Annotated in this window: 22 protein-coding genes; 21 read left to right on the top strand and 1 reads right to left on the bottom strand. The window is 61.0% G+C overall.

Going from position 1 to position 23203, the window contains the following annotated elements; all coding sequences use genetic code 11:
• The first annotated feature begins 14 nt into the window (after positions 1–14).
• From rsmD to D7X94_RS01615, 20 genes are all read left to right on the top strand, one after another.
• Positions 15–590, top strand: coding sequence for a 16S rRNA (guanine(966)-N(2))-methyltransferase RsmD (gene rsmD, locus D7X94_RS01710; RefSeq protein WP_120425950.1), 576 nt, complete (start codon positions 15–17; stop codon positions 588–590).
• Between the two features lie 8 nt (positions 591–598).
• On the top strand, positions 599–1093 hold the full coding sequence (gene coaD, locus D7X94_RS01705) for a pantetheine-phosphate adenylyltransferase (protein WP_120426018.1): 495 nt from the start codon (positions 599–601) through the stop codon (positions 1091–1093).
• A 22-nt stretch (positions 1094–1115) separates the two neighbouring features.
• Positions 1116–1595, top strand: a complete 480-nt coding sequence (locus D7X94_RS01700) for an ATPase (RefSeq protein WP_120425949.1) — start codon at positions 1116–1118, stop codon at positions 1593–1595.
• Between the two features lie 758 nt (positions 1596–2353).
• Positions 2354–2773 carry a division/cell wall cluster transcriptional repressor MraZ gene (mraZ, locus tag D7X94_RS01695; protein ID WP_120425948.1) on the top strand — a complete coding sequence of 140 codons (420 nt, stop codon included), beginning with the start codon at positions 2354–2356 and terminating at the stop codon, positions 2771–2773.
• Between the two features lie 20 nt (positions 2774–2793).
• The gene (rsmH, locus tag D7X94_RS01690) at positions 2794–3732 is read left to right on the top strand and encodes a 16S rRNA (cytosine(1402)-N(4))-methyltransferase RsmH (protein WP_120425947.1); all 939 of its coding nucleotides are present in this window, start codon (positions 2794–2796) and stop codon (positions 3730–3732) included.
• 185 nt (positions 3733–3917) lie between these two features.
• On the top strand, positions 3918–4448 hold the full coding sequence (locus tag D7X94_RS01685) for a cell division protein FtsL (RefSeq protein ID WP_120425946.1): 531 nt from the start codon (positions 3918–3920) through the stop codon (positions 4446–4448).
• 430 nt (positions 4449–4878) lie between these two features.
• A complete protein-coding gene (locus tag D7X94_RS01680; protein WP_120425945.1) occupies positions 4879–7158 on the top strand; it encodes a penicillin-binding transpeptidase domain-containing protein in 2280 nt (759 codons plus the stop codon).
• Between the two features lie 405 nt (positions 7159–7563).
• On the top strand, positions 7564–8565 hold the full coding sequence (gene mraY, locus D7X94_RS01675; RefSeq protein ID WP_120425944.1) for a phospho-N-acetylmuramoyl-pentapeptide-transferase: 1002 nt from the start codon (positions 7564–7566) through the stop codon (positions 8563–8565).
• A gap of 637 nt (positions 8566–9202) precedes the next feature.
• Positions 9203–10477: an FtsW/RodA/SpoVE family cell cycle protein gene (locus D7X94_RS01670; RefSeq protein ID WP_243111084.1), complete on the top strand. Its 1275-nt coding sequence runs from the start codon at positions 9203–9205 to the stop codon at positions 10475–10477.
• Between the two features lie 79 nt (positions 10478–10556).
• A complete protein-coding gene (murG, locus tag D7X94_RS01665; protein WP_120425943.1) occupies positions 10557–11696 on the top strand; it encodes an undecaprenyldiphospho-muramoylpentapeptide beta-N-acetylglucosaminyltransferase in 1140 nt (379 codons plus the stop codon).
• A gap of 732 nt (positions 11697–12428) precedes the next feature.
• Entirely contained in the window at positions 12429–13247 is an 819-nt protein-coding gene (locus tag D7X94_RS19625) for a GNAT family N-acetyltransferase (protein WP_120425942.1), read from the top strand.
• A gap of 114 nt (positions 13248–13361) precedes the next feature.
• A complete protein-coding gene (gene murA / locus D7X94_RS01655; RefSeq protein ID WP_120425941.1) occupies positions 13362–14606 on the top strand; it encodes a UDP-N-acetylglucosamine 1-carboxyvinyltransferase in 1245 nt (414 codons plus the stop codon).
• A 595-nt stretch (positions 14607–15201) separates the two neighbouring features.
• A complete protein-coding gene (locus D7X94_RS01650; protein ID WP_120425940.1) occupies positions 15202–16482 on the top strand; it encodes a cell division protein FtsQ/DivIB in 1281 nt (426 codons plus the stop codon).
• 250 nt (positions 16483–16732) lie between these two features.
• Positions 16733–17914, top strand: coding sequence for a cell division protein FtsZ (gene ftsZ / locus D7X94_RS01645; protein ID WP_120425939.1), 1182 nt, complete (start codon positions 16733–16735; stop codon positions 17912–17914).
• A 195-nt stretch (positions 17915–18109) separates the two neighbouring features.
• A complete protein-coding gene (locus D7X94_RS01640) occupies positions 18110–18520 on the top strand; it encodes a VOC family protein (protein WP_120425938.1) in 411 nt (136 codons plus the stop codon).
• An 87-nt stretch (positions 18521–18607) separates the two neighbouring features.
• Positions 18608–19225 (top strand): methyltransferase domain-containing protein, encoded by a 618-nt coding sequence (locus D7X94_RS01635; protein WP_158590849.1) that lies wholly within the window; start codon positions 18608–18610, stop codon positions 19223–19225.
• A 307-nt stretch (positions 19226–19532) separates the two neighbouring features.
• The gene (locus D7X94_RS01630) at positions 19533–19898 is read left to right on the top strand and encodes an MmcQ/YjbR family DNA-binding protein (RefSeq protein ID WP_120425936.1); all 366 of its coding nucleotides are present in this window, start codon (positions 19533–19535) and stop codon (positions 19896–19898) included.
• Between the two features lie 146 nt (positions 19899–20044).
• Positions 20045–20407 (top strand): GNAT family N-acetyltransferase, encoded by a 363-nt coding sequence (locus D7X94_RS01625; protein WP_120425935.1) that lies wholly within the window; start codon positions 20045–20047, stop codon positions 20405–20407.
• Position 20408: 1 nt separating this feature from the next.
• Positions 20409–20951, top strand: a complete 543-nt coding sequence (locus tag D7X94_RS01620) for a FumA C-terminus/TtdB family hydratase beta subunit (protein ID WP_120425934.1) — start codon at positions 20409–20411, stop codon at positions 20949–20951.
• A gap of 170 nt (positions 20952–21121) precedes the next feature.
• Positions 21122–22306, top strand: a complete 1185-nt coding sequence (locus tag D7X94_RS01615; RefSeq protein ID WP_120425933.1) for a cation diffusion facilitator family transporter — start codon at positions 21122–21124, stop codon at positions 22304–22306.
• A gap of 235 nt (positions 22307–22541) precedes the next feature.
• On the opposite strand, the gene D7X94_RS01610 is transcribed toward D7X94_RS01615, so the two are convergent.
• A complete protein-coding gene (locus tag D7X94_RS01610; RefSeq protein ID WP_120425932.1) occupies positions 22542–22883 on the bottom strand; it encodes a DUF2493 domain-containing protein in 342 nt (113 codons plus the stop codon).
• A 110-nt stretch (positions 22884–22993) separates the two neighbouring features.
• Between D7X94_RS01610 and D7X94_RS01605 the strand changes: the two genes are divergently transcribed.
• Entirely contained in the window at positions 22994–23197 is a 204-nt protein-coding gene (locus tag D7X94_RS01605; RefSeq protein WP_120425931.1) for an Arc family DNA-binding protein, read from the top strand.
• The last annotated feature ends 6 nt before the right edge of the window (positions 23198–23203 follow it).

Here is a 23203-nt window from a genome sequence, read left to right as displayed (position 1 = left end):
CCAAAAGGAATCCTATGCGAATTATCTCAGGCTCAAGACGGGGGAAAAAACTGCTGGCCCTGGAGGGCGAGCAGGTGCGGCCCACCACCAATATGGTGAAGGAGGCCCTCTTTAATATTTTGCAGTTCGGCGTGGAGGGCCGGCGCTTCCTGGACCTCTTCGCCGGGTCCGGACAGATCGGGCTGGAGGCTCTCAGCCGGGGGGCCCGGGAGGCGGTTTTTGTGGACGCCAGCCGGGATTCCATCCGGGTGGTGGAAAAAAACCTGAAGGCCGCCGGCTTCCAGGACCGGGCCCGGGTGGTCCCGGGAGATTTCCGGGGCTTCCTGCGGGGAGAGCGTGGCCGCTTTGACCTGGCCTATATCGACCCGCCCTATGAGGCGGGGCTTCTCTCGGAGGCCCTGGCCCTCACGGCGGAGAAAATGGCCCCCGGCGGAGTGATTGTCTGCGAGCACGGCAGCCGGGAGCAGCCGCCGGAAGGGGCGGGGCGGTTCGCCCTCTCGAAAATCCACCGCTATGGCCGCACGGCCCTGAGCGTATATCGGGCGGAGGAGCAGCCGTCCCAGAACGGGGAGAAGGAGCAGACACAATGACGGAGCATATGAAAACAGCGGTGTGCCCAGGCAGCTTTGACCCGGTGACCCTGGGCCATCTGGACATTATCAGCCGGGCCAGCAAGATTTTTGACAGAATCATCGTGGCGGTGCCCGTGAACCCGGACAAGCGCTACAGCTTCTCTGTGGAGGAGCGCATGGAGATGCTCCGAAAGGTCTGCGCCGCCGAGGGAATCGGCAATGTGGAGGTGGACCGGGTGGAGGGGCTTCTGGCGGACTACGCCCGGCAGAAACAGGCTGTGGTGGTGGTCAAGGGCCTTCGGGCGCTGACGGACTTCGAGTATGAGTTCCAGCAGGCCCTCACCAATAAAAAGCTGAACCCCCAGCTGGAGACCATGTTTCTCTCCACCAGCGCGGAGCATATGTTTTTAAGCTCCAGCATGGTGAAGCAGGTGGCGGGCTTTGGGGGAGACATCTCTCATTTTGTGCCCGCGTGTATCCTGGAGGCCATTCGCGGCAGGCTCTGCCAGCCGGCAAACTGATTTCGGAAAGGGAAAGATTATCATGAGCAATAATCAAGCGACCATCGAGGACCTGATCGACGAGATGTACGACGTGTTGGACAAGGGCTGGAAGATGCCTCTTTCCTCTGGAAAGGTGCTGGTGGACAGCGAGGAGATCCGCGCCATCCTGGACGATATCCGGGACGTGTTTCCCCAGGAGATCAGCCAGGCCAAGACCATTGTGGCAGAGCACGGCCAAATTATCAACGAGGCCAACCGGGAGGCGGAAAACATTGTCCACGCCGCCGAAGAGCGGGGCAAGGCCCTGGTGGCCCAGCAGGAGGTGGTGCGTCAGGCCCAGCAGAAGGCCAACGAAATCCTGGCCCAGGCCCAGGCTCAGTTCAAGGAAATGCGCAAGGCCAGCAGCGATTATGTGGACGATCTGATGCGCCGGACAGACGAATCCCTCTCGGAAAGTTTGACCGAATTGCGCAAAACCAGGCAGAATATTAAGGCCTCGCAGCGCAATTCACAAATATAAGGCCAGAAAACTGTGAGAAACAGACAATAATAGTAAAAAGAATGGTTTCCTCTTGCTAAATCTAGCGAGAGGAATTTTTGTTCCCGCCAAATGAGGTCGAACAAGCCTTCGAGCCTAGAGCCAGGCGGGGTTCCGCGAGATTTTTAGGTTGATTTAGGGGGGGATCGGTGGTATACTAATGGTACTGAGTGGCAGAAAGTGGGTAAAAGTGCCACGCAGGGGGAGACAGTGTTGCGAAAGTGGCAAATGCTTCGTCCCGGGCTCTTGAGAATGATAGGGGGCCGTGTGGGCCCATGGGCGCGGCCAGATGGAACATGGCCCGGCGCGCATTTCAGCGCGTGCGGGGCGCGCGGAGCTGGCTGGTTCCGGTTTCCAGCGCCTTTGTCCCGTCTGCTCCGCAGCCGGGATAGAGGACCCCCGACGAGGGTCCCCTACGCAAAACGTCCCACCGGGACGTTTATGCTACCCTCCTGCGTTATTTTCTCAGGTGTTTAAGGGCAAGATCTTGAGGGCGTTGGGTCTCAGCTGTCGCTTCGGTCGGTTCGTAGCTTGTCTGCCCCTGGCAGACACTCACCCCTCAAACTCCCACGAGCTTTTGAAAAAGCTCGACCAAAACTTTTACCCTGGTTAGCTGGTCGAAAACCTCAAAACGTTCACGACGAGTGAAACGAGGAGTGGTTAAAAGTTTCGTCAACCTTTTCAAAGGTTGCAGGGTGTGGGACAGAGTCCCACGGTCGTGAGGGGGAGGTCCAAGGGAGATGCTGACAGGCGAATACCAGCACAATATGGACCAGAAGGGCCGGGTCACGGTGCCCTCCAAGTTCCGGGAGGACCTGGGGGACAAGTTCTACGTGTGCAAAGGCCTAGATGGCTGCCTGTTCGTACTCTCTCAAGCCCAGTGGGACAAGCTGGTGGAGAAGGTTTCCGCCATGCCCCTGGCCCAGGGCAGAAGCGTCCAGCGGTATTTCTTTTCCGGGGCCGCAGAGGTGGAGCCGGATAAGCAGGGCCGCATCCTGATCCCCCCCAATCTGCGGGAGCACGCGGGCCTGGAAAAGGATGTGACCGTCATCGGCGCGGCGGTTCGGGCCGAGATCTGGGACACCGCCCGGTGGGCCGCCTACAATGACAGCCAGACCGAGGCGAACATCGAAGAATCCATGAACCTGCTGGCTCTGTAGCGGCCGGGAAAGGAGCCCCAATGGAATTTCAACACAAGCCCGTGCTGTTTCGGGAGACCATCGAGGCCCTGCGGGTGCGTCCCGGCGGCGACTACATCGACGGCACCGTGGGGGGCGGCGGGCATTCGCAGGCGATCCTGCGGGGACTGGAGGGCCGGGGAAGGCTCTTGGCCATCGACCAGGACCCGGACGCCATAGAGGCGGCTTCCCGGCGGCTCTCGGGCTTTCCCAATGTGGAGTTCGCCCGGGGGAACTTCGGAAACATGGCGGAGCTTGCGGAGGAGCGGGGAATCTCCGGCGCGGACGGCATCCTGCTGGACATCGGGGTCAGCTCCCACCAGCTGGACGACCCGGGCCGGGGCTTTTCCTATCACTACGACGCGCCCCTGGATATGCGCATGAGCCAGGAGGGGCCCACGGCGGCGGACCTGGTGAACAGCCTTTCCCAGGGGGAGCTGGCGGGGATCATCCTGCGGTATGGGGAGGACAGAAGCGCCGGGCGCATCGCGGCAGGAATCTGCAAGGCCCGGGAGGAAGCCCCCATCCGGACCACGGTCCAGCTGGCGGAGATCATAAAAGCCTCCGTTCCGGCGGCGGTCCGGCGGGGAGAGGGGCATCCGGCCAGAAAGACCTTTCAGGCCCTGCGCATCGCGGTGAACGGGGAGCTGGACCGGCTGGAAGAAGGGTTGGAGGGGGCGTTTTCCCTGCTGAAGCCTCAGGGACGGCTGGCCGTAATCACCTTCCACTCCCTGGAGGACCGGCTGGTGAAGCGGCGGATGGCCCAGTGGTGTCAGGGCTGTACCTGCCCCAAGGACTTTCCCGTGTGCGTGTGCGGGAAAAAGCCCCAGGGCAGATTGGTATATAAAAAAGGGGTGGCGCCCTCTCCGGAGGAGACGGCGGAAAACCCCAGGGCGCGCAGCGCCCGGCTGAGGGTGTTTGAGAGGGCCCGGCGGGAATAGAAAATACCGGGCAGGTCCGCAAGCGGCGGGCTGTGGGGAGTTAGGACGTATAGTTACAGTTTGAAAGAATCAAAACTTCTTTTGAACCAGGCGGCTATGCTGCCAGACTTGAAAGCAACTTGGCTGGCTTTCGAGTTTGTTTACGATCTGATACCGGCCAGTGGGGCCGGTGGGGAGGAATTACCATGGCATATCATAACGGGGCGCTGGATTTTTCTTTGTTTGAGGACCAAGACACGGCGGCGGTGTTGCAGCCACAGGTTGAGGAGCAGCCTCAGCGAAGAGAAAATGTCGTAGAGCTGCCGGAACAAAAGCCCCAGAAGGAGCCGGAAAAGCAGCCCAGGCCCAAGCACAGCCCCCTGCGGATGATCGCGGGCGCGTTATGCTTTGCGGTGGTATTTGCCACGGGCATCGGGGCGGTATACAGCGAGGTGCAGCTCACGGAGCTGACGGAGGAGATCAACACCACGCAGACCCAGCTGGACGAGGCCCAGAGCCTGGAGGTCCAGCTGACCATGCAGGCGGCCCAGAAAATGACCGACGCCCAGGTGGAGGACTACGCCACCCAGCAGCTGGGCATGGGCAAGCTCTTGGGGTCCCAGGTGGTGTACCTCCATGTGGCCCAGCAGGACAAGGGCACCGTGGTGCAGGAGATCGACAGCGGCTCTTGGCTGGACCAGTTTTTCGCGTGGATCAGAAGCTGCTTCGCGGGGTAATAATCGGGAAGCGGATGGAATAGAGATAGATCGAGGATTTTTTTGTGGGGCGCGAGGAGTAAGCTGGGTTTCGCGGTAGTGACAAAAAGATAAACACTCGCGCGGCTCAGTTTATCTTTCCGTTTTCCTGCGGAAAACTCTGCTAAGCTGGGTGCGAACGTTCGTTGCGGGCTTTCTCCGGCATCCGCCCCGCTCGGGTTCGTCCTTCGGACGAACCGCCGGGAGAAACGGGCTTTGCCCGTTTCTCCACGGCCATTTTGCGGCAGGCCGCAAAATGCGAGCGGGGTGCCTGACGCCGGGAATGGCGGGACGAGATAGCTGAGCTTCGTCATGTGCCATGAGTTTTGCTTCGCGAACTCTTGTGGCCCACGACCTTAAGGAGCCAACCAGTTTTGGCTCTTATTTTCTAAAAAACCCGGGAGGACGCGGTATGGCGAAGGGTTCGGCGGAAAAAATCAGAAAAAAGGCCATGGGCCTCACGGTGGCGCTGGTTCTGGTGGGCTTCGGCGCGGCGGCGGCCAGCCTGTTCCACTGGCAGGTGGTGCGGGGCGAGGAGCTCAGCGTCAAGGCCATGGAGCAGAGCCTGCGCAGCACAACCCTCCCCGCCATGCGGGGCACCATCTATGACGCCACGGGAACCAAGGTGTTGGCCCAGAGCGCCAGCGTGTGGACGGTGGTGCTGGAGCCCGCCTATCTGGCAGAGGAAGAAGGCTTGCGGCGCACGGTGGCCTCGGGCCTTTCAGAGATTCTGGGCCTAGACGAAGCCGAGCTCTATGAGAAAACCGGGGACAGAAGCTCCTATTACACGGTAATCAAGCGAAAAATCGAAAGCGACGTCCGGGACCGCATTAACGATTTCAAGCTGGAACATAATATTGACAACGGCATCCGCCTGATTGACGACTACAAGCGCTACTATCCATACGGCTCCGTGGCCTCCAATGTGCTGGGGTTCACGGGGGCAGACAACCAGGGCCTGGACGGCCTGGAGCTCTACTACGAGAGTGAGCTCTCCGGCAGCGCGGGACGGCTGGTGGCCGCGAAAAACGGCTTTGGCACCGACATGCCCTTTGAATACGAGCAGGTGATCGAGGCGGAAAACGGCTATGACCTGGTGCTCACCATCGACACCACGGTCCAGAGCGTGCTGGAAAAATACCTGGCGGAGGGCATCGAGCGCTTCAAGGTGAAAAGCGGCGCGGTGGCCGTGATGATGGACGTGGACACCGGGGGCATCCTGGGCCTTGCCACCCGCCCCAACTACGACCCCAACGACCCCTTTACCATCCGGGACCAGAACCTGCTCAAGGAGGTGGAGGCATTGCCCGAGGGCGAGGCCCGGGACGAGGCCGAGAGCGTGGCCCTTGCCACCCAGTGGCGGAACAAGGGCGTCTCGGACACCTACTATCCCGGCAGCGTCTATAAAATGTGCGTGGGCTCCATGGGCCTGGAGGAGGGCGTCATCAAGGAGGACAGCCAGTTCACCTGCAGCGGCCAGGTCAAGCTGGAGGGCGTGGACGACCCCATCCACTGCTGGAAGCGGGAGGGCCACGGCACCACCACCTTCCGGGAGGGCCTGTGCAACTCCTGCAACCCCTGGTTCATGCACATCGGCTCAGAGCTGAGAATCGACCGCTTCTGCAAGTACCGGGAGTCCTTCGGCTTCACGGAGAAAACCGGCATCGATCTGCCCGGCGAGGCCCGCAGCATCTACCACCCGGAGGGCGAGATGGGCCTCCCCGACCTGATGGTGGAATCCTTTGGCCAGAACTTCTCCATCACCCCCATCCAGATGATCACCGCCTGCGCGGCTGTGGCAAACGGCGGCCACCTGGTGCGGCCCCATGTGGTGGGGCGGATTGTGGACGGGGACGGCAATATCATCAAGAACGCGGACACCAGCTACCGCCGCCAGGTGATCTCTGAGGAGACCTCCAGGACCATCAGCGATATCCTCCGGCAGAACGCCATGGCGGGCACCGCCCGGGGAGGCTATGTCTCCGGCTACCGGGTCTGCGGCAAGACCGGCACCTCAGAGAAGGTGGCAAAGCACAACGAGGACCCCACGAAGCCCATGGAGTACATCGCCTCTTACTGCGGCTTCGCCCCGGCGGAGGACCCGAAATACGCCCTGCTGGTGTTTTTCGACGAGCCGGACGGGGAGGCGAACGGCAACCTCACCGGCGGCAACGCGGTGGCCGGGCCCATCTTTTCCGCCATCATGCAGGAGCTGCTGCCCTATCTGGGGGTAGAGGTCCAGTACACAGAGGACGAATACAGCCAGCTGGATATGGTTTCTCCCTCTGTGGTGGGGCTCACCATCGGCGAGGCCCAGGAGAAGCTCCGGGAGCTTGGGCTCTACTATGACGTGGTGGGGGACGAGAGCGACTGGGACAACAAGGTGGTGGAGCAGATTCCGGAAAGCGGAACCACGGTGCCCAAGAAGGGCAAGGTGGTGCTGTACACCTCCGGCTACGACCTGAACGAGGCCATGGTGGAGGTGCCGGACTTCTTCGGCTACGACCTGGTGAACGCCAGCTACCTGGCGGCGGTGAACGGCCTGCAGATCAGCGTGAACGGCGTGCGGGACGAGGGCAGCCAGGTGACGCTTCAGGGCGTGCCCGCTGGCGACAAGGTGAAGCAGGGCACGGTGATCACCCTCACCTTCGCCTCCGAGGTGAACACCGAGACCTATGTGCATCTTGATTAGGCACATGACGCACAGAACGGCGAAACGATAGGGCTGGTTTCGGTTTCCAGGGGTGCTTTTTATTCAGTTGCAAAAGAGTTTCATCTCGTTACACGAGATGAACTCTCCGCACCCCTCTTGTATAGTTAACCGAGCGAAGCGAGTGTTAACCTATTATTCACCACCCGCAAAAATTGCGCTTCTCAGGTGTTTAAGGGCAAGACCTTGGAGGCTCCGCCTCCAAACCACCGCGAGCTTTTGAAAAAGCTCGACCAAAACTTTTACGTTGGCCAGCTGAGAGAGCTTCGCACTCAGCTTGGCAGAGTTTTCCGCAGGAAAACTCATGACACACGGCGAAACCCAGCCCTGTCTTTTCGCCGTTCTTCGCGCCGTGTGCCACGACCTTAGAGGAGGAGAGGGTTTGAAATGAGCAGTTATCTATACCTGACGGTGGCGCTGGTCGCTTTTGCGCTCACCGCTGTGCTGGGGCTTTTCGTGGTCCCCTTTCTGCACAAGCTGAAGTTTGGGCAGACCATCCGGGAGGTGGGCCCCAGCTGGCACAAGAACAAGCAGGGCACCCCCACCATGGGGGGGATCATGTTCATCATCGGCATCGCGGCGGCGGTGCTGGCCTGCGTGCCGGTGTTCTACAGCTGGTCCGGGCCCGAGACCCGCCTGATGCAGGTGAGGGTGTTCGGGGGGCTGGCCATGGCGGCGGCCTATGGGGCCATCGGCTTTATGGACGACTACATCGGCATTGTAAAAAAGCGGAATCTGGGCCTTACAGAGCGGCAGAAGCTGGTTCTGCAATTTCTGGTGGCGGCGGCCTATCTGGCAACGCTGCGCCTTTCGGGAGACGACACCGCCACGGTGATACCCTTCTTTGGCACGGTGGAGCTGGGACTTTTCTACTATCCCCTGGCGGCCATTTTGATTGTGGGCCTGACCAACGCCGTAAACTTTACCGACGGGGTGGACGGCCTGGAGGCCACGGTGAGCTTCTTTGTGTTCACGGCCCTCTCTCTGTGCGGCGGGGTGCTGTCCATGGTGGGGCTGTCCGCCATGGGGGTGGCCTCGGCGGCGGCGTGCATCGGCTTTCTCATCTGGAACTTCCACCCGGCCAAGGTCTTTATGGGGGACACGGGCTCTCTGTTTCTGGGGGGCATGGTGGGGGCCCTGGCCTTTGGCATGGATATGCCCGTTCTGCTGCTGCCCCTGGGGGTTGTCTACTGGGCGGAGATGCTGTCCGTGGTACTCCAGGTGTCCTACTTTAAAGCCACCCACGGCAAGCGCCTCTTTAAAATGTCTCCCATCCACCACCATTTCGAGATGTCCGGCTGGAGCGAGGTGAAGGTCTGCGGGGTGTTCGGGCTGGCGGCGCTCCTGGGGGGCGGGCTGGCCGTTCTGGCCGTGGCCTTCGGGGTGTAATTTCAGGAAAATCCTGGAAACCCCGGATAACCCGGGGAATCTGCATAAAATAAGCAGGGGGAAGATTTCTGAGTGTTTGTATGGGGGGAACGGTGCGTGGGGCAGCTTGGTGACAGGCACAAAGCCGGGCGGGCGTTACGGCTGGTACGCTCGTGCGCTCAGATGGCTGGTTCCGGCACACCGCGCCTAGTATGTGCGAGGCGTAAGCTGGGTTTCGCGGTAGTGTCAAAAAGATAAACACTCGCATCGCTCGGTTTATCTTTCCGTTTTGCAAAGCAAAACTCGGATAGTTAACCGAGCGGAGCGAGCGTTAACTATTATTCACACCCGCAAAAATTGCGCTTCTCAGGTGTTAAGGTCAAGGGCAAGACCGTGGAGCTCAAGAGTTCGCGAAGCGAACTCTCCCACACACTCGCAACCTTTGAGAAAGGTAAGACTTCGTTTCACGAAGTCTACGAAACTTTTACCTTGGTTAGCTTGTCAAAACACATAAAACCTTCACGAAGAATGAAATGAGGAGTGACATTGCGCGGTCAAAGACTTGGCAAAGCCAAGTCTCAGGCGTCTAGGCCCCTGGCAGGGTGTGCCTTAGCAGCGTCCCACGACCTTACGACCTTAAAGAAAGGAGATGAGCCTCATGCCGACAGCAGGAGGAACCGCCAGAGGACTGAACCGCGTGCCCAAATCCGCCCCGGAGGAGCCCAGGACAAAACGAGAGCCTGCCCGGCGCCGCCGGAAGGTGAAATACGCCCTGTTCAGCCTGGGCGGGGGGATGGATATGCCCCTGTTCATCTTTGTGATGGTGCTGTTGGCCGTGGGCCTGGTGATGCTCTTTTCCGCCAGCTATGCCGACAGCTATTACCGGGAGGGCAATAGCTACTACTATATCTCCCGGCAGGGGGGCTTCGCGGCTTTTGGGGTGGCGGCCATGGTGCTGATCTCCACCTTCGACTACCACCGCTTCCACAAGCTGGCCCTGCCCATCGCCGGGGTCACGGCGGTGCTGCTGATTATGGTGGTGGTGCTGGGCCGGTTCCTGCACCTTGAGGCCATCGCGCCCAGCGAGGGCGTGGCCTACCGCTGGCTGAACCTGGGGGTGCAGTTCCAGCCCTCGGAGATTGCCAAGTTTTCTCTGATCCTGCTCTTTGCCCACATGATCTCCATGTATGGGGAGAAGATGAGCACGTTCCGGTATGGGGTTCTGCCCTTTGCCGGGGTGCTGCTGGCCTTTGCCGGGCTGATCTTTCTGGAGAACCACATGTCCGGCACGCTGATCGTGTTGGCCCTGGGGGCGATCATGATGTTCATCGGCGGCACCAAGCCCCGTTGGTTCGTGCTGGGCCTGACGGTGCTGGGGCTGCTGCTGGCGGCCTATATGCTGCTGGGCGGCAAGGACGAGGGCGGCGAAGGGGGCGTGTACCAGATGGACCGGGTGGCCGGCTGGCTGGACCCCTTCGGGGAGAAGTCCCAGGGCACGGACACCTGGCAGATCAAGCAGTCGCTGTACGCCATCGGCTCCGGGGGGCTGCTGGGGGTGGGATTGGGTCAGTCCCGGCAGAAATACCTGTATCTGCCCAAGCCCCAGAACGACTTCATCTTCGCCATTGTCTGCGAGGAGCTGGGGCTGGTGGGCGCGCTGGTGATCATCCTGCTGTTTTCCCTGCTGATTTGGCGGGGTATCTGGGTCTCTCTGCGCGCCAAGGACCGCTTCGGCACCATGCTGGGGCTGGGGCTCACCTTCCAGGTGGGGCTGCAGGCGGTGCTGAATATCTGCGTGGTGACCAACACCATCCCAAACACGGGCATCAGCCTGCCTTTCTTTAGCTATGGCGGAACGGCCCTGCTGATGCTGCTGGGAGAGATGGGCATCCTCTTAAACATCTCCCGCAGCGCAAATGTGGAGAAAACGTGATTTTGGGGAGCGATATGGGGCCTCCGGGCCAAAGGGCCCGGGGATACTTGGGAAAACTGACGAGAGAGGGAGCGGGAGCATGAAGGTACTGTTCACCGGCGGGGGCACCGCCGGACACATCAACCCGGCGCTGGCAGTGGCCGGGTATTTGCTGCAAAAGGAGCCGGACGCGGAGATTCTGTATGTGGGCAACCGGGGGGGCATGGAGGAGCGGCTGGTGAAGAAGGCGGGGTACGACATGGCCTTCATCACCATCTCGGGCTTCCAGCGGAAGCTGACCCCCAGGAATCTGGTGCGGAATTTCCAGACCGTGGGCCGGATTTTCACCGCCACGGCAGAGACGAAAAAGATCATCAAGGACTTCGCCCCGGATCTGTGCGTGGGCACGGGGGGCTATGTGAGCGGGCCGGTGGTCCGGGAGGCTGCCAAGCTGGGGGTGCCCTGCGTGATTCACGAGTCCAACGCCTACCCTGGGGTCACCACAAAAATGCTGGCCAAGTCCGTGAGAACCGTGATGCTGGCCGTGCCCGACGCCCGGCAGTACTTCGACGCCTCGGTGAACTGTGTGGTCACGGGGAACCCGGTGCGGGGGGAGGTGCTGGCGGCAGAGCGGGAGGCCTCTCGAAAGGCCCTGGGCCTGGACAGCCGCCCCCTGGTGCTGTCCTTCGGGGGGAGCCTGGGGGCCTCTGCCCTAAACCGCGCCGCCGCCTATATGCTGGCAGAGAGCGCCAAGGCGGGGAAATACCAGCACATCCACGGCTATGGGTCCCACGACCCGGCATTTTTGGGGGAGGTCAAAGAGTTCGGCCTGGACATAGACAGGAACCCCCAGATCCGGCTTTTGGAGTACATCGACAATATGCCCCAGTGCCTTTCGGCGGCGGACCTGGTGATCGGCCGGGCGGGGGCCATGACCCTGACGGAGATTGAGGCCAAGGCCAAGGCCTCTATCCTGGTGCCGTCCCCCAATGTGGCGGAGAACCACCAGTTCCACAACGCCATGGCCCTGGTGCGCCGGGGGGCGGCGGAGATCATCGAGGAGAAGGACCTCACCGGCGAGGTCCTGTGGCGGAAAGTAGAGAAGATTCTCTCGGACCCGGAGCGGCTGCGCTCTCTGGGGGAGAACGCGGGGAAGATGGAGATCATCGATGCCAGCGAGAGGATCTACCGGGAGATGAAGAAAGCCGCACATGACGCCGAGAATGGAGACATGAGATAGCTGAGTATTGTGTCAAAAAGATAGACACTCGCGTAGCTCAATCTATCTTTCCGTTTTCCTCTCGCGCGAAGCGCTCGCCTTTTCGTCCCGAAAAGTACCGGAAAATTCTGCCAATCTGGGTGCGCGTGCTCCCAGCTGACCAACGTAAAAGTTTTGTCCACTTTTTCAAAAGTGGCGGAGTGTGAGGCAGAGCCTCACGACCTTGCCCTTGACCTTTATAGCCTGAGAAGCGTATTTTTGCCAGGATGTGAATCATAGTTAATGCTCGCTTCGCTCGATTAACTATCCCAGTTTTGCAAAGCAAAACTCTTGCAAGAGGGGACGGAGAGTTCATCTCGCACGGCGAGATGAATCTCTTTTGCAACTGAGAAAAAGCGCCCTGGAAACTGGAACCGGCCAGCGGCATACTGTGTTTTTTATATGGGCGCGTGAGTGCGCGGGCAGGCTGATTGCGGAGCACAAGACCGGGCGGGCATTTTAGCTGATTTCATGCGCACAGAGCTGGCTTTCTCCGGAACAAGGAAACTTTTTTTCTTACAAAAAGTTTCCTCTTGGCAGGCTTCGCCTGCCAATTCACCTTCAAAAAATGCGCTTATCAGGAGGTAAGGTCAAGGGCAAGACCGTGGAGCTCTGCTCCACGCCTCGCCAGAGGGACGCCGTCCCTCTGGACTCCCACAGCACTGCGCGCCTATTTTTGCCAAATTTGCGAAATTTGAGGAAAGAAGAGATTCTATGGACTATCCCATCGTCAGGCTCCGGGACAGGCCAGAGCTGGTCCCCGCCGCCGCCCGGTGGTTCCAGCACACCTTTGGCGTGCCCGAGGAGGCCTACCGCCAGAGCATGGAGAACATGCTGGCGGGCAGCGGCCCTGTGCCTCAGTGGTATCTGGCCATGGATGGGGATCGGATCGCCGGGGGCATGGGGGTCATTGAAAACGACTTCCACGACCGGCCGGACCTCACGCCCAATGTTTGCGCCGTGTATACGGACGAGCCCTACCGGGGCAAGGGCATCGCCGGGGCGCTGCTCCAGGCGGTGTGCGAGGATATGGCCGGGCTGGGAATCCCCACCCTCTATCTGGTGACGGACCACGCCTCCTTCTACGAGCGGTACGGCTGGGAATTCCTCTGCATGGCCAACGGGGACGACGGCCCCACCCAGCTCTACCGCAGAACCACTCGGAGGCTCACCCCCTGCGGGGACGACTGTCTCCAGTGCCCCCGCTATCCGGCCCGGACCGAGGAGGAGCTGCGGGCCCTGGCGGAGCTCTGGCACAGGGTGGGCTGGCGTCAGGGGGTTCCGCCCCCGGAGGAGATGCGCTGCGGGGGCTGCTTCCCGGAAAGGCCCTGCTCCTATGGCCTGACGGACTGCGCAAGAGCCCGGGGGACAGAGAGCTGCAAGGGCTGCGAGGAATTCCCCTGCGGGAGGATCCGGGACATGCTGGAAAAATCCCGGGCCGGGCAGGCGCGGTGCAGGGAGGTTTGCGCGCCGGGGGAGTATGCCCTCCTGGAGCGGGCCTTCTTCCACAAGGAGGAAAACCTGGGGGGATAGCCCCGCCCCGCACACAATCGGGACCGCCTCATAAAATGGGATATACTTTCTGATAGCCAGCGGCTGCGCACGCTATCTCTCAAAAAGTATAGCTAAAAAAACGAGGTGTTCCCTATGATTATTGTTGACGGCCCCGCGGAACTCTGCGGGGAGCTCACCGTGCAGGGGGCAAAAAACAGCACCCTGCCCCTGCTGGCCGCCGCGCTGCTGTGCAAAGGCCAGACCGTGCTGCACAACTGTCCGGACCTTTCCGACGTGGACACAGCCGTACAGATTCTGGAGCATCTAGGCTGCCGCTGCAAACGAGAGGGCCACGACCTCATTGTGGACAACGCCGTCACCCGCTGCCAGATTCCCGAGGAGCTGATGCGAGGGATGCGCTCGTCCATTGTGTTTCTGGGGGCCATCATCGCCCGGTGCGGCGAGGCCCGGCTCTGCTCTCCCGGGGGCTGCGAGCTGGGGCCCAGGCCCATCGACCTGCACCTCTCATCCCTGCGAAAGCTGGGGGTGGAGATCGACGAGAGCGGCGGCTGGCTCACCTGCCGGACCCCGGAGGGAATCCAGGGGGCCTATGTGTCCCTCTCCTTCCCCAGCGTGGGGGCCACAGAAAACCTGATTCTGGCGGCGGTGTGCGGCAGGGGCACCACCATCATCGCCAACGCCGCCCGGGAGCCGGAGATCTGCGACCTGTGCGAATACCTGAACCGCTGCGGAGGCCGGGTCTACGGCGCGGGGGAGAGCTGCGTGATCGTGGACGGGGTGAAGGAGCTCTACGGCGCGGAGCACCGGGTGATGCCGGACCGGATCGCCGCCGTCACCTACATGGCGGCCGCTGCGGTCACAGGGGGAAACATCACCCTGCGGGACGTGGACAATACCCACATCCTGCCCATGCTCTCGCCCTTTGAGGAATCCGGCTGCGAGGTGCGGCAGCTGGGCGGGTGCCTGAACATCATGGCGCCCAGGCGGCTTTCCGCCGTGAAACATATCCGCACCATGCCCTATCCCGGTTTTCCCACAGACGCCCAGCCGGTGGTGATGTCCATGGCGGCGGTGGGCCGGGGGACCAGCGTGTTCGTGGAGAACATATTCGAGAGCCGCTACCGCCATGCGGAGGGCCTTCAGCGCATGGGGGCCAACATCAAGGTGGAGGGCAAGGTGGCTGTGGTGGAGGGCGTGGAAGGCCTCACCGGAGCCGCCGTACAGGCGGCGGACCTGCGGGGCGGGGCGGCCCTGGTGGTGGCGGGGCTGCGGGCCCAGGGGCGCACCAGGGTGGAAGGGGCGGAGTTTATCCGCCGGGGATATGAAAACCTGGCAGGAAGCCTGCGGGACCTGGGGGCCCGGGTCCGGGAGGAGTAGTTTTTTATTTATATGGGTATGGGGGCGTAGGCGCGTGCGCTGGCTGGTTCCGGTTTCCAGGAGAGCTTTTTATTCCGTTGCAAAAGAGTTTCATCTGGTTATACGAGAGGAACTCTCCGCCCCCCTCTTGATAGTTAACCGAGCACAGCGAGATTAACTATGATTCACCACCCGCAAAAATTCCGCTTCTCAGGTGTTTCAGGTCAAGGGATAAGACCTTGAGGGCTGCGCGAGTCTCGCCTGCCGACTCGGTCGGTTCGCGGCGTTGTCTGCAATACTTGGCGTTGCCAAGTATCCGGCAGAACGCTCACCCCCCAAGCCCCTGCAACCTTTGAGAAAGGTGAGACTTCGTTTCACGAAGTCTACGAAACTTTTACGTTGGCTAGCTGAGAACACTTCGCACCCAGCTTGGCAGAGTTTTCGCCGGACTTTTGCGAAGCAAAAGATAGCCGTTTCACGGCTGGGGCAGAAACGTAAAGATAAACCGAGCCCCGCGAGTGTTTATCTTTTTGACACCATGACGAAACTAAACTATCTCATTTTTCCATTCGTGGCCTCATGTGCCACGACCTGAAGAAAGGAGGGGGGGAAGGCGATGAGCGGAAGAAAAGACAGGCGCGGCCTGTGGGACGGGAATGACTTTGAGGACATCCGGTCCCACTCCACCGGCGAGCCGCCTCAGTTCGGCCTGTTCACCCCCAGGGAGGAGGGCGGGGCCCGGCGCACGGCCCGGGAACCGGGGAACCAGCCTTCCGGAAGGGCCGGAACCAGCTCCCAGCGCCCCCGAGGCTCCAGGGACACTCGCCGGGGCCGCGAGCCCGCCAGGCCCCCCTCCAAAGGCAAAGGACGGGAGAGGCCCGCCTCCAGGAGCCAGCCGGGAAAGAGCCCCCGCCCCGGGAGCCCCCGCCCCGGCCAGCCGCCCTCTTCTCGGCCCCGGGGCAGGCCCGAGCCCCCGCCCCGAAAGCGCAAAAAGCCCATGAGCCGAGGAAAGCGGCGGTTCCTTATGGTGCTGGCCATGGCGGCCATGCTGCTGGGCACCGGGTTTTTCCTGGAGTCCATCCTGCTGCGGGTAAGCGCCGTGCGGGTCACGGGAGACGCGGTGTATCCCGAGGAGGAGATCCTGCGGATCTGCAATTATAAGACCGGGGACAACCTGCTCTTTATCCCCACCGGCAGCCGGGAGGAGCGCCTGGAAAAGGAGCTGCCCTATATCGCGGAGGCCAAGATCAGCCGGAGGATTCCCGGCACGGTGGTGGTGCGGATCACCGCCGCCCGGCCCGCCTGCTGCTTTCAGTCCGGAAGCCAGTGGGTAGTGGTGGAGAGCGGGGGCAAGGTGCTGGAAACCCGGAACGACCCGCCGGAGGGCCTGATGCAGGTGACGGGCCTGAACCCGCCCGCCGTGCAGCCGGGAGAGAAGTTGGTCCTGGAGGACGAAGGGGCGGCAAAGGCTTTCGGGGAGATCGTGGAGGCCATTGCCGGCCTGGACGCCGTCCAGAACTTCACCCGGCTGGACATGGGGGACCTGTCCAAGATCTCCCTCTGGTATGAAAACCGGGTGCAGTGTGTATTGGGCGGGGTGAACGAGCTCACCCGGAAGGTCCAGTATGGCTACGGGCTCTTTAACAGCGACAGGCCGGATACCATCGGCCCCCAGGCCACCGGCGTGCTGGACCTGTCCTATCTGCCCTCTAACAGCCGGTCCTATTTCTCCGAAGGGGCGGTTTCGCCGGAGAGCGGCCAGCCTCCGGTCCAGGGGCAGGGGGCGGCAGAGGGCGGCGGGCAGCAGGATCCCGGCCCGGCCGGGGGAAGCCCGGAGCCCACATCCGCCCCCGGCAGGGGCAGCGGCATCCCGGACCAGCCCTATACGGGCGGATAAGCCTCCCATATCTTGTGCCCAAAGAGGCCCGGGTGGATATTTCTCTGAAAAAAACTGGGAAATATTCAATTTGTCCGCCCTTTTTTCAAGAATATCCTTGAAATTTTCCCGAAAAAGTGATAGATTATACCATGTAGCGATTAGTTGACGTAATCCTGCTTTTTGCAACAGGAAACATGGTTGCGGAGGAGAGGGCTTCTTTTTTAGTTCATAAATCAGCGGAATTGAGAAAATGAAGGGTGGAAGAAAAATGCCTTTTGAAGTTGACAATTTGTTGGATGAAACCCCACAGACCATCAAAGTGGTTGGGGTAGGCGGCGGCGGCGGAAACGCCGTGAACCGCATTGCCAGCGCCGGCGTGCGCAGCGTGGAGCTGGTGTGCATGAACACGGACAAACAGGCGCTTCAGCGCAGCCAGGCCGCCATTAAGGTGCAGCTGGGAGAAAAGCTCACCAGCGGCCGGGGCGCGGGCTCTAAGCCCGAGGTGGGCGAGAAGGCCGCCGAGGAGAGCCGGGAGATCATCGCCCAGACCCTGAAGGACGCGGACATGGTCTTTATCACCGCCGGCATGGGCGGCGGCACAGGCACCGGCGCGGCGCCCGCCGTGGCGAAAATCGCCCGGGAGCAGGGGGCCCTCACCGTGGGCATTGTCACCAAGCCCTTCGCCTTTGAGGGCCGCCGGCGCATGGAGCAGGCGGAGCGGGGCATCGCTGCCCTCAGAGAGCATGTGGACTCTCTGGTGGTCATTCCCAACGAGCGCCTGAAGCTGGTGAGCGACGAGCGGATCACCCTGGCCAACGCCTTTTTGGTGGCGGACGACGTGCTGCGCCAGGGCGTGCAGAGCATCTCCGACCTGATCCAGTTGCCCGGCATTGTCAACCTGGACTTTGAGGACGTGAAGTCCGTGATGCAGGACGCGGGCTACGCCCACATGGGCGTGGGCCACGGCACAGGCAAGGATAAGGCCGAGCAGGCGGCTATGGCGGCCATCTCCAGCCCTCTCTTGGAGACAAAGATCGCCGGGGCCCGGGGCGTAATCATCAACATCACCTCCAGCCCGGACATCGCCCTGGACGAGATCGACACCGCCTCCCAGATCGTCACCGAGCGGGCCCATCCCGACGCCAATATCATCTGGGGCGCCACCTTTGACGAGTCCATGGAGGATTCCATGAACGTGACGGTGATTGCCACCGGGTTTGAGGGCATGAACGGGGAGAAGTCCAAGCCTGCCCTGGATATCGACCTGGACGACGACTTTCTGACCCCCGGGCCCGTGGCGGACCCCACCCCCAATATTTCCAGCCGCTCTAACACCACGCCTATCCGGAGCGGCCAGAGCGTCCGGAGCGCGGAGCCCCGGGTAGACCCCGCCGTAATCGACGACGACGACACGTTCACGGACATTATGTCCATCTTTAACCGGAAATAAAAACCCATATTCATAACCGAAAATGCTGGATGAGCAAGAGCGCTTGAGCTCTGGACTTTTTGGCGTTGCTCTAGGCAAATTTGTGAAGGCATACTTGTTGTATGGCAAGCAAATTTAACAACGAGCAGTGGGAAAAAGACCGCTTAGACGGCGTTTGCAGGTTGTGAATACTGGTTCAAAAGGAGAACACAAGCGATGGGAATGATAAAGGGTGTGCATCACATTGCCGTTAAGCCCACGGCGGAGAAATATCAGGAGACAGTGGATTTTTACACCAAGCTGCTGGGCATGGAGGTCAAAAAGAGCTGGGGAGACCCGGAGCGCCCCTGCCTGATGGTGTCCTGCGGGGACAACAGCTGCATGGAGATTTTGCCTGTGGAGAGCGGAGCCCCGGCGGGGGCCCCCGGAGACCTGCCTGAGCAGCGTCTTGCTCATATTGCCTTTGCCACCGACCAGGTGGACGAGATCATCGAAAAGGTGCGGGCGGTCGGCTACCAGGTGACCAACGAGCCCGCCGACGCCGACCTGGGGGGCGATACGCCCATTCGCATCGCTTTTTTCTACGGCCCCACCAACGAACATATCGAGCTGTTCTGGGAAAAATAGCGACCGACGGCCCAATGCTGCGGGCCGCCTTTCCGGCTGTGACAGGGAAAAGGATTTCACGTTTCACAGATGGGAAAGGAGCGGAATATGGATAAGGATTTTCTTTTGAGAACCTACGGCAGTCTCTACGGACCCGAGGCTGGGCCCTGGAATCTGTCGGCGGAGCAGAAATATCTGGAGTATCGGGCCACCGCCTTCTTTGAGGAGAATTTCCCCGTGGCGGAGGGCGAGGATATCTGCAACGTGGGCATTGGCGCGGGATACTGGGACCGGTATCTCAGCTACCGGCTGCAAGGCGGGGGCCTTGTCAGCATCGACCTGGACCCGCAGATCTGCCGCGCTTTGGAAGAGGGCCTCAGAAACGAGGGCAACCCCGCCCCGGTGCGGGTTATCTGCAAAGACGTGATGGAGTGCGAGGGCCTGGAGGGCCGGTTCGGCATCGTGACCATGACCGGCAGCACCCGCATGGAGAGCGGCCTGTTTGAGAGCATCCTGGAGAAGCTCTTCACCTTTTTAAAGCCCGGTGGAAGTCTCTTTTATCAGTCGCTGGATCCCCGGGAGGAGGCGGCGGCAGTAGAGGCCCTGTGCCAAGGGCAGGGCTTTCGGGTGGAGAAATATCTGTTGGACACCCGGTATGGGCGGAAAGCCCAATACTGGAAAATCACGGCTTGCGGGCTCGCTTTCCAGCGCCCTCAGCAGGCCTGAAAATCATCGCGCGGATTCCCTTACCGTACGGTACAGCTTCTATAAAAAACACGCCGGGGCTTTCCCGGCCGGGAGGGCGGCCCCATGCACGGAGCCGCTTTTCCATATAAGAACCTGTATTGATAGCCGAAAATGCTGACAAAGCGAGGATTTTACGTGTCAATCCAGGCAAATTCCCAGAGTTGCTTGCAACTCTTAGGTATCACTTGCCGTATGGCAAGCGGATTTAACGACGAGTGGCACGAAAAAAACCGCTTTGGCAGGGTTTGCAGGCTGTGAATACAGGTTCTGGATAAAGGAGGAAGCCATGAAATACCCCTGGATGGACGAATATTTGCTGGCAAAGCCATCGGTGACCAAGGATTTGCAGGAGAGCTGGAACTGGATCCGCTATAAGATTGGCGGGAAAATGTTTGTGGCCATCTGCCTGGACGAGCAGAACGTGCCCTATTACATCACCATGAAGCTGGACCCGATGGAGGGGCAGCTCCTGCGGGAGCAGTATGACGACATTGTGCCCGGCTATTACTGCAACAAGGACCACTGGAATTCCGTGAAGCCCGACGGCAAGGTGCCGGACGAACTCCTGCGGGAAATGCTGGACCACGCCTATCAGCAGGTGCTCAAGGGCTTCAGCAAGAAGCGCCAGGCGGAAATTCTGGGGGAGGGCTGAGTATGCCATTGCCTGGAATCCCTCAGCCGGAGGCGCTGCCCCCCTGGGGGAGGGCCTGCGGCTTAAGCGCTACGATGGCCACTATGAGCTAGCACTCCCCGGCTACCAGGACCCGGTGGTCTACCAGAACTCCGAGGGGATTTTCGATGAAGCCAAGGTTCCCGATTTGGACTATGTGCGGGTATTTGGACAGTCACGGGGAACTTTACTTTATAGAAGCGCTGGAAAACGGGGCCTGGACCGCCATCGGCGACGCGACCGTCAAGCCCGAGAACCCGCCCATCGCCATTTGGCGCGGAGACTACCTTGGCCGGGGGATCGGGCGGCGGGCCATGCAGGCGGTGATCGCCCGGCTGCGGCAACGGGGCTGCGAGAAGATCACCGGCTCCACGGTGTATAAGTGGAACCAGGCCTCGCTGCACATGCACCAAAATCTGGGCTTTCGAATCGTGGGGGAAACGGAGCGGGAGTATTATTTGGAATTAGACTTATCGCAATCGAGGAATTAGCATGATAGATAAAACTAACGCAGAAATCCGCCTGAATACCGGCGAGCTTGCACAACTCGCTCCGACCCTGCAGGCGGGCCAGCGGGTGCTGCTCTCCGGCACGGCCTACACCAGCCGGGACGCCGCCCACAAGCGCATCATGGAAATGCTGGACCGGGGGGAGGAGCCCCCCTATCCCTTGGAGGGTGCGGCCATTTACTATGCCGGGCCCACTCCCGCGCCGGAGGGCCTGGCCATTGGCTCCTGCGGCCCCACCACCAGCGCCCGCATGGACCCCTACACCCCCCGTCTGCTGGACCTGGGTCTCAAGTGCATGATCGGCAAGGGGAAGCGGAGCCCGGCGGTGGTGGAAGCCATTCGCCGCAACGGGGCGGTGTACCTGTGCGCCATCGGCGGCGCGGGAGCCCTGGCGGCCCAGTGCATTACCGCCTGTGAGGTCATCGCCTTCCCCGATTTGGGGTGCGAGTCCGTGAAGCGCCTGGAGCTGCAGGATTTCCCCCTGATCGTGGGCATCGACAGCCAGGGCGGCAGCATTCTGGTGTAGATTGGTATAGCCGGGGACATTGGGAAGTATATTTTATGGATGCTATGGGGGCGTGGGTGCGCGAAACGGCTTTCTGCGGAGCACAAATCCGGGCGGCACACCGCGAAACCCAGCCTTACTTTTTTGCCATTCTTCGCGCCGTGTGCCACGACCGTAAAGGAGGCGATTTGATGTTCGACAAGCTGATGGGCCTTTTGGTGAAGGGATACGGGGAAAACCCGGCTCCGGTTGTGCGGGAAAAGGCGGGCCGGGCGGCGGGAGCGGTGGGCATCGCCACGAACCTGCTGCTCTTCGTCATCAAGCTGCTGGCGGGGCTCTTCTCCCACAGCGTGGCCATTCTGGCGGATGCGGTGAACAACCTGACGGACTCCGGCTCCTCCATCATCATGTTGGTGGGCTTCAAGCTGGCGGGGAAGCCCGCCGACAAGGAGCACCCCTTCGGCCACGCCCGCATCGAGTACCTCTGCGGAGTGATCGTCTCCTTTATCGTGCTGCTGCTGGGCCTGGAGCTGGGGAAATCCTCAGTGGAAAAAATCCTCTCCCCCCAGGAGGCGGAGTTCTCCCCTGCGGTGCTCCTGGTGCTGGCGGTCTCCGTCCTCCTGAAGCTCTGGCAGAGCGGCTTTTACCGCAGTGTGGGGAAGAAGATCGGCAGCGCCGCCCTCTCCGCCACGGCCAGCGACAGCCGCAACGACGTGATCTCTACGGGGGCGGTGCTCCTTGGGGCGCTGGTCACCCGGTTTACCAGCCTGAACCTGGACGGGTGGCTGGGCCTCCTTGTGGCCATATTCATTGTGGTGTCCGGTGTCCAGCTGATTCTGGAGACCGCCGACCCCCTGCTGGGGGCCGCTCCGGACCAGGCGCTGGTACGGGACGTGTACACCAGAATCCGGGGCTACGAGGGGATCATCGGCATCCACGACCTGACGGTGCACAGCTACGGCGCGGGGCGGACCTTTGCCAGCGTCCACTGCGAGGTGCCCGCCGAGGAGGACATTCTGGTGAGCCACGACCTGATCGACAACATCGAGCGGGACTTTCTGGAGCAGGAGGGTATCCATCTGGTGATCCACCTGGACCCGGTGGTCACCGGCGACCCCAAGGCCCAGGCCCTGCGGGAGCAAGTGCTGGAGCGGGTGAAGGCGGTCTATCCCCAGGCGGCGATCCACGATTTCCGGGTAGTCTGGGGGGTGACCCACTCCAACATTGTGTTCGACGTGGCGGTGCCCTTCTCCCTCACGGACAGCGACCGGGAAATCGAGGCCCGGATAACGGCGGAGGTCCGGAGCCTGGACCCCAGCTACCGGGTGGTGCTGACTGTGGACCGGGAGGGCGTTGTAAACGAGCTGGAGAGCTGAGGAAAGGCCCGACTGCTCCAGCAATTTAAAAGTCCACGCCTAGCCAGCCAACGTAAAAGTTTTGTCCACTTTTTCAAAAGTGGCAGGGGCTTGGGGACAGCGTCCCCAAGGTCTTGACTTTGATAGCCTGAGAAAATAACGCAGGAAGATAGGCAAACAGTCCAGTGGACTGTTTGCCGCAAGAAACCCTCGTCGGGGGTTTCTTGTCCCGGCTGCGAAGCAGACGGGATAAAATCTATTTCGGTGAAAGCAGTAAGAAGATTTCCACCGGTTTCCCCAGCTTTTTGCAGCGCTCGATGACGAATTTCGTGCCCCGGGATTTGCCGTCCCAGAAGGCCAGCACCAGATCGGCGTTTTCGATGATGGTGACGTTCCGCCGGATGGGGGCGGCCCTGCCGTAGCGCTGGTAGTCGGGCAGGAACTCTGTGAGGGGGATGCGCCAGGCGAGGGCGTAGGCCCGGGCGCAGGCGTCGATGCCCCTGGCCCCGCCGGAGATGATCTCGGTGGTGGCCGGGGGCAGGTATTTTTCCAGGTTGTCCACCTTCAGGCTTCGGGAGCCTATGACCGCGACCCACATATTCGTCACTCCAAAAATATATTGTAGATATACCGGATATCTATATAGAACATTATAGCACATATTGCTCCTAAAATAAACACACAATATGTTTGAAATGGGGCGATTGTGTGGCCGTGAAAAGCGTGTCGATACGGATTGAGGAGGAAATGCTGCGGAAGATTGCTTATGTGGCGGATTACGAAGGGCGCTCCGTTAACAGCCATATTCTGGTTTTGGTGCGGGAGAGCGTCAGGGCCTTCGAGCGGGAGCACGGGGAGATTTCGGACGGCATTCCGCCCGAAGTGAACGTAAAGCCGCCCCGGAAAGGGTAGGCGGAC

The organism is Acutalibacter sp. 1XD8-33, from assembly GCF_003612555.1.
Taxonomy (GTDB): domain Bacteria; phylum Bacillota; class Clostridia; order Oscillospirales; family Acutalibacteraceae; genus Acutalibacter.
Note: the sequence above shows the minus strand (reverse complement) of the source record. Positions and strands in the feature narration are given on the sequence as shown.

What these genes read in the sequence shown, in the direction of transcription:
- rsmD (WP_120425950.1), top strand. Translation starts at nt 15, where the DNA reads ATGCGAATTATCTCAGGCTCAAGACGGGGGAAAAAACTGCTGGCCCTG.
- coaD (WP_120426018.1), top strand. Translation starts at nt 599, where the DNA reads ATGAAAACAGCGGTGTGCCCAGGCAGCTTTGACCCGGTGACCCTGGGC.
- D7X94_RS01700 (WP_120425949.1), top strand. Translation starts at nt 1,116, where the DNA reads ATGAGCAATAATCAAGCGACCATCGAGGACCTGATCGACGAGATGTAC.
- mraZ (WP_120425948.1), top strand. Translation starts at nt 2,354, where the DNA reads ATGCTGACAGGCGAATACCAGCACAATATGGACCAGAAGGGCCGGGTC.
- rsmH (WP_120425947.1), top strand. Translation starts at nt 2,794, where the DNA reads ATGGAATTTCAACACAAGCCCGTGCTGTTTCGGGAGACCATCGAGGCC.
- D7X94_RS01685 (WP_120425946.1), top strand. Translation starts at nt 3,918, where the DNA reads ATGGCATATCATAACGGGGCGCTGGATTTTTCTTTGTTTGAGGACCAA.
- D7X94_RS01680 (WP_120425945.1), top strand. Translation starts at nt 4,879, where the DNA reads ATGGCGAAGGGTTCGGCGGAAAAAATCAGAAAAAAGGCCATGGGCCTC.
- mraY (WP_120425944.1), top strand. Translation starts at nt 7,564, where the DNA reads ATGAGCAGTTATCTATACCTGACGGTGGCGCTGGTCGCTTTTGCGCTC.
- D7X94_RS01670 (WP_243111084.1), top strand. Translation starts at nt 9,203, where the DNA reads ATGCCGACAGCAGGAGGAACCGCCAGAGGACTGAACCGCGTGCCCAAA.
- murG (WP_120425943.1), top strand. Translation starts at nt 10,557, where the DNA reads ATGAAGGTACTGTTCACCGGCGGGGGCACCGCCGGACACATCAACCCG.
- D7X94_RS19625 (WP_120425942.1), top strand. Translation starts at nt 12,429, where the DNA reads ATGGACTATCCCATCGTCAGGCTCCGGGACAGGCCAGAGCTGGTCCCC.
- murA (WP_120425941.1), top strand. Translation starts at nt 13,362, where the DNA reads ATGATTATTGTTGACGGCCCCGCGGAACTCTGCGGGGAGCTCACCGTG.
- D7X94_RS01650 (WP_120425940.1), top strand. Translation starts at nt 15,202, where the DNA reads ATGAGCGGAAGAAAAGACAGGCGCGGCCTGTGGGACGGGAATGACTTT.
- ftsZ (WP_120425939.1), top strand. Translation starts at nt 16,733, where the DNA reads ATGCCTTTTGAAGTTGACAATTTGTTGGATGAAACCCCACAGACCATC.
- D7X94_RS01640 (WP_120425938.1), top strand. Translation starts at nt 18,110, where the DNA reads ATGGGAATGATAAAGGGTGTGCATCACATTGCCGTTAAGCCCACGGCG.
- D7X94_RS01635 (WP_158590849.1), top strand. Translation starts at nt 18,608, where the DNA reads ATGGATAAGGATTTTCTTTTGAGAACCTACGGCAGTCTCTACGGACCC.
- D7X94_RS01630 (WP_120425936.1), top strand. Translation starts at nt 19,533, where the DNA reads ATGAAATACCCCTGGATGGACGAATATTTGCTGGCAAAGCCATCGGTG.
- D7X94_RS01625 (WP_120425935.1), top strand. Translation starts at nt 20,045, where the DNA reads ATGAAGCCAAGGTTCCCGATTTGGACTATGTGCGGGTATTTGGACAGT.
- D7X94_RS01620 (WP_120425934.1), top strand. Translation starts at nt 20,409, where the DNA reads ATGATAGATAAAACTAACGCAGAAATCCGCCTGAATACCGGCGAGCTT.
- D7X94_RS01615 (WP_120425933.1), top strand. Translation starts at nt 21,122, where the DNA reads ATGTTCGACAAGCTGATGGGCCTTTTGGTGAAGGGATACGGGGAAAAC.
- D7X94_RS01610 (WP_120425932.1), bottom strand. Translation starts at nt 22,883, where the DNA reads ATGTGGGTCGCGGTCATAGGCTCCCGAAGCCTGAAGGTGGACAACCTG.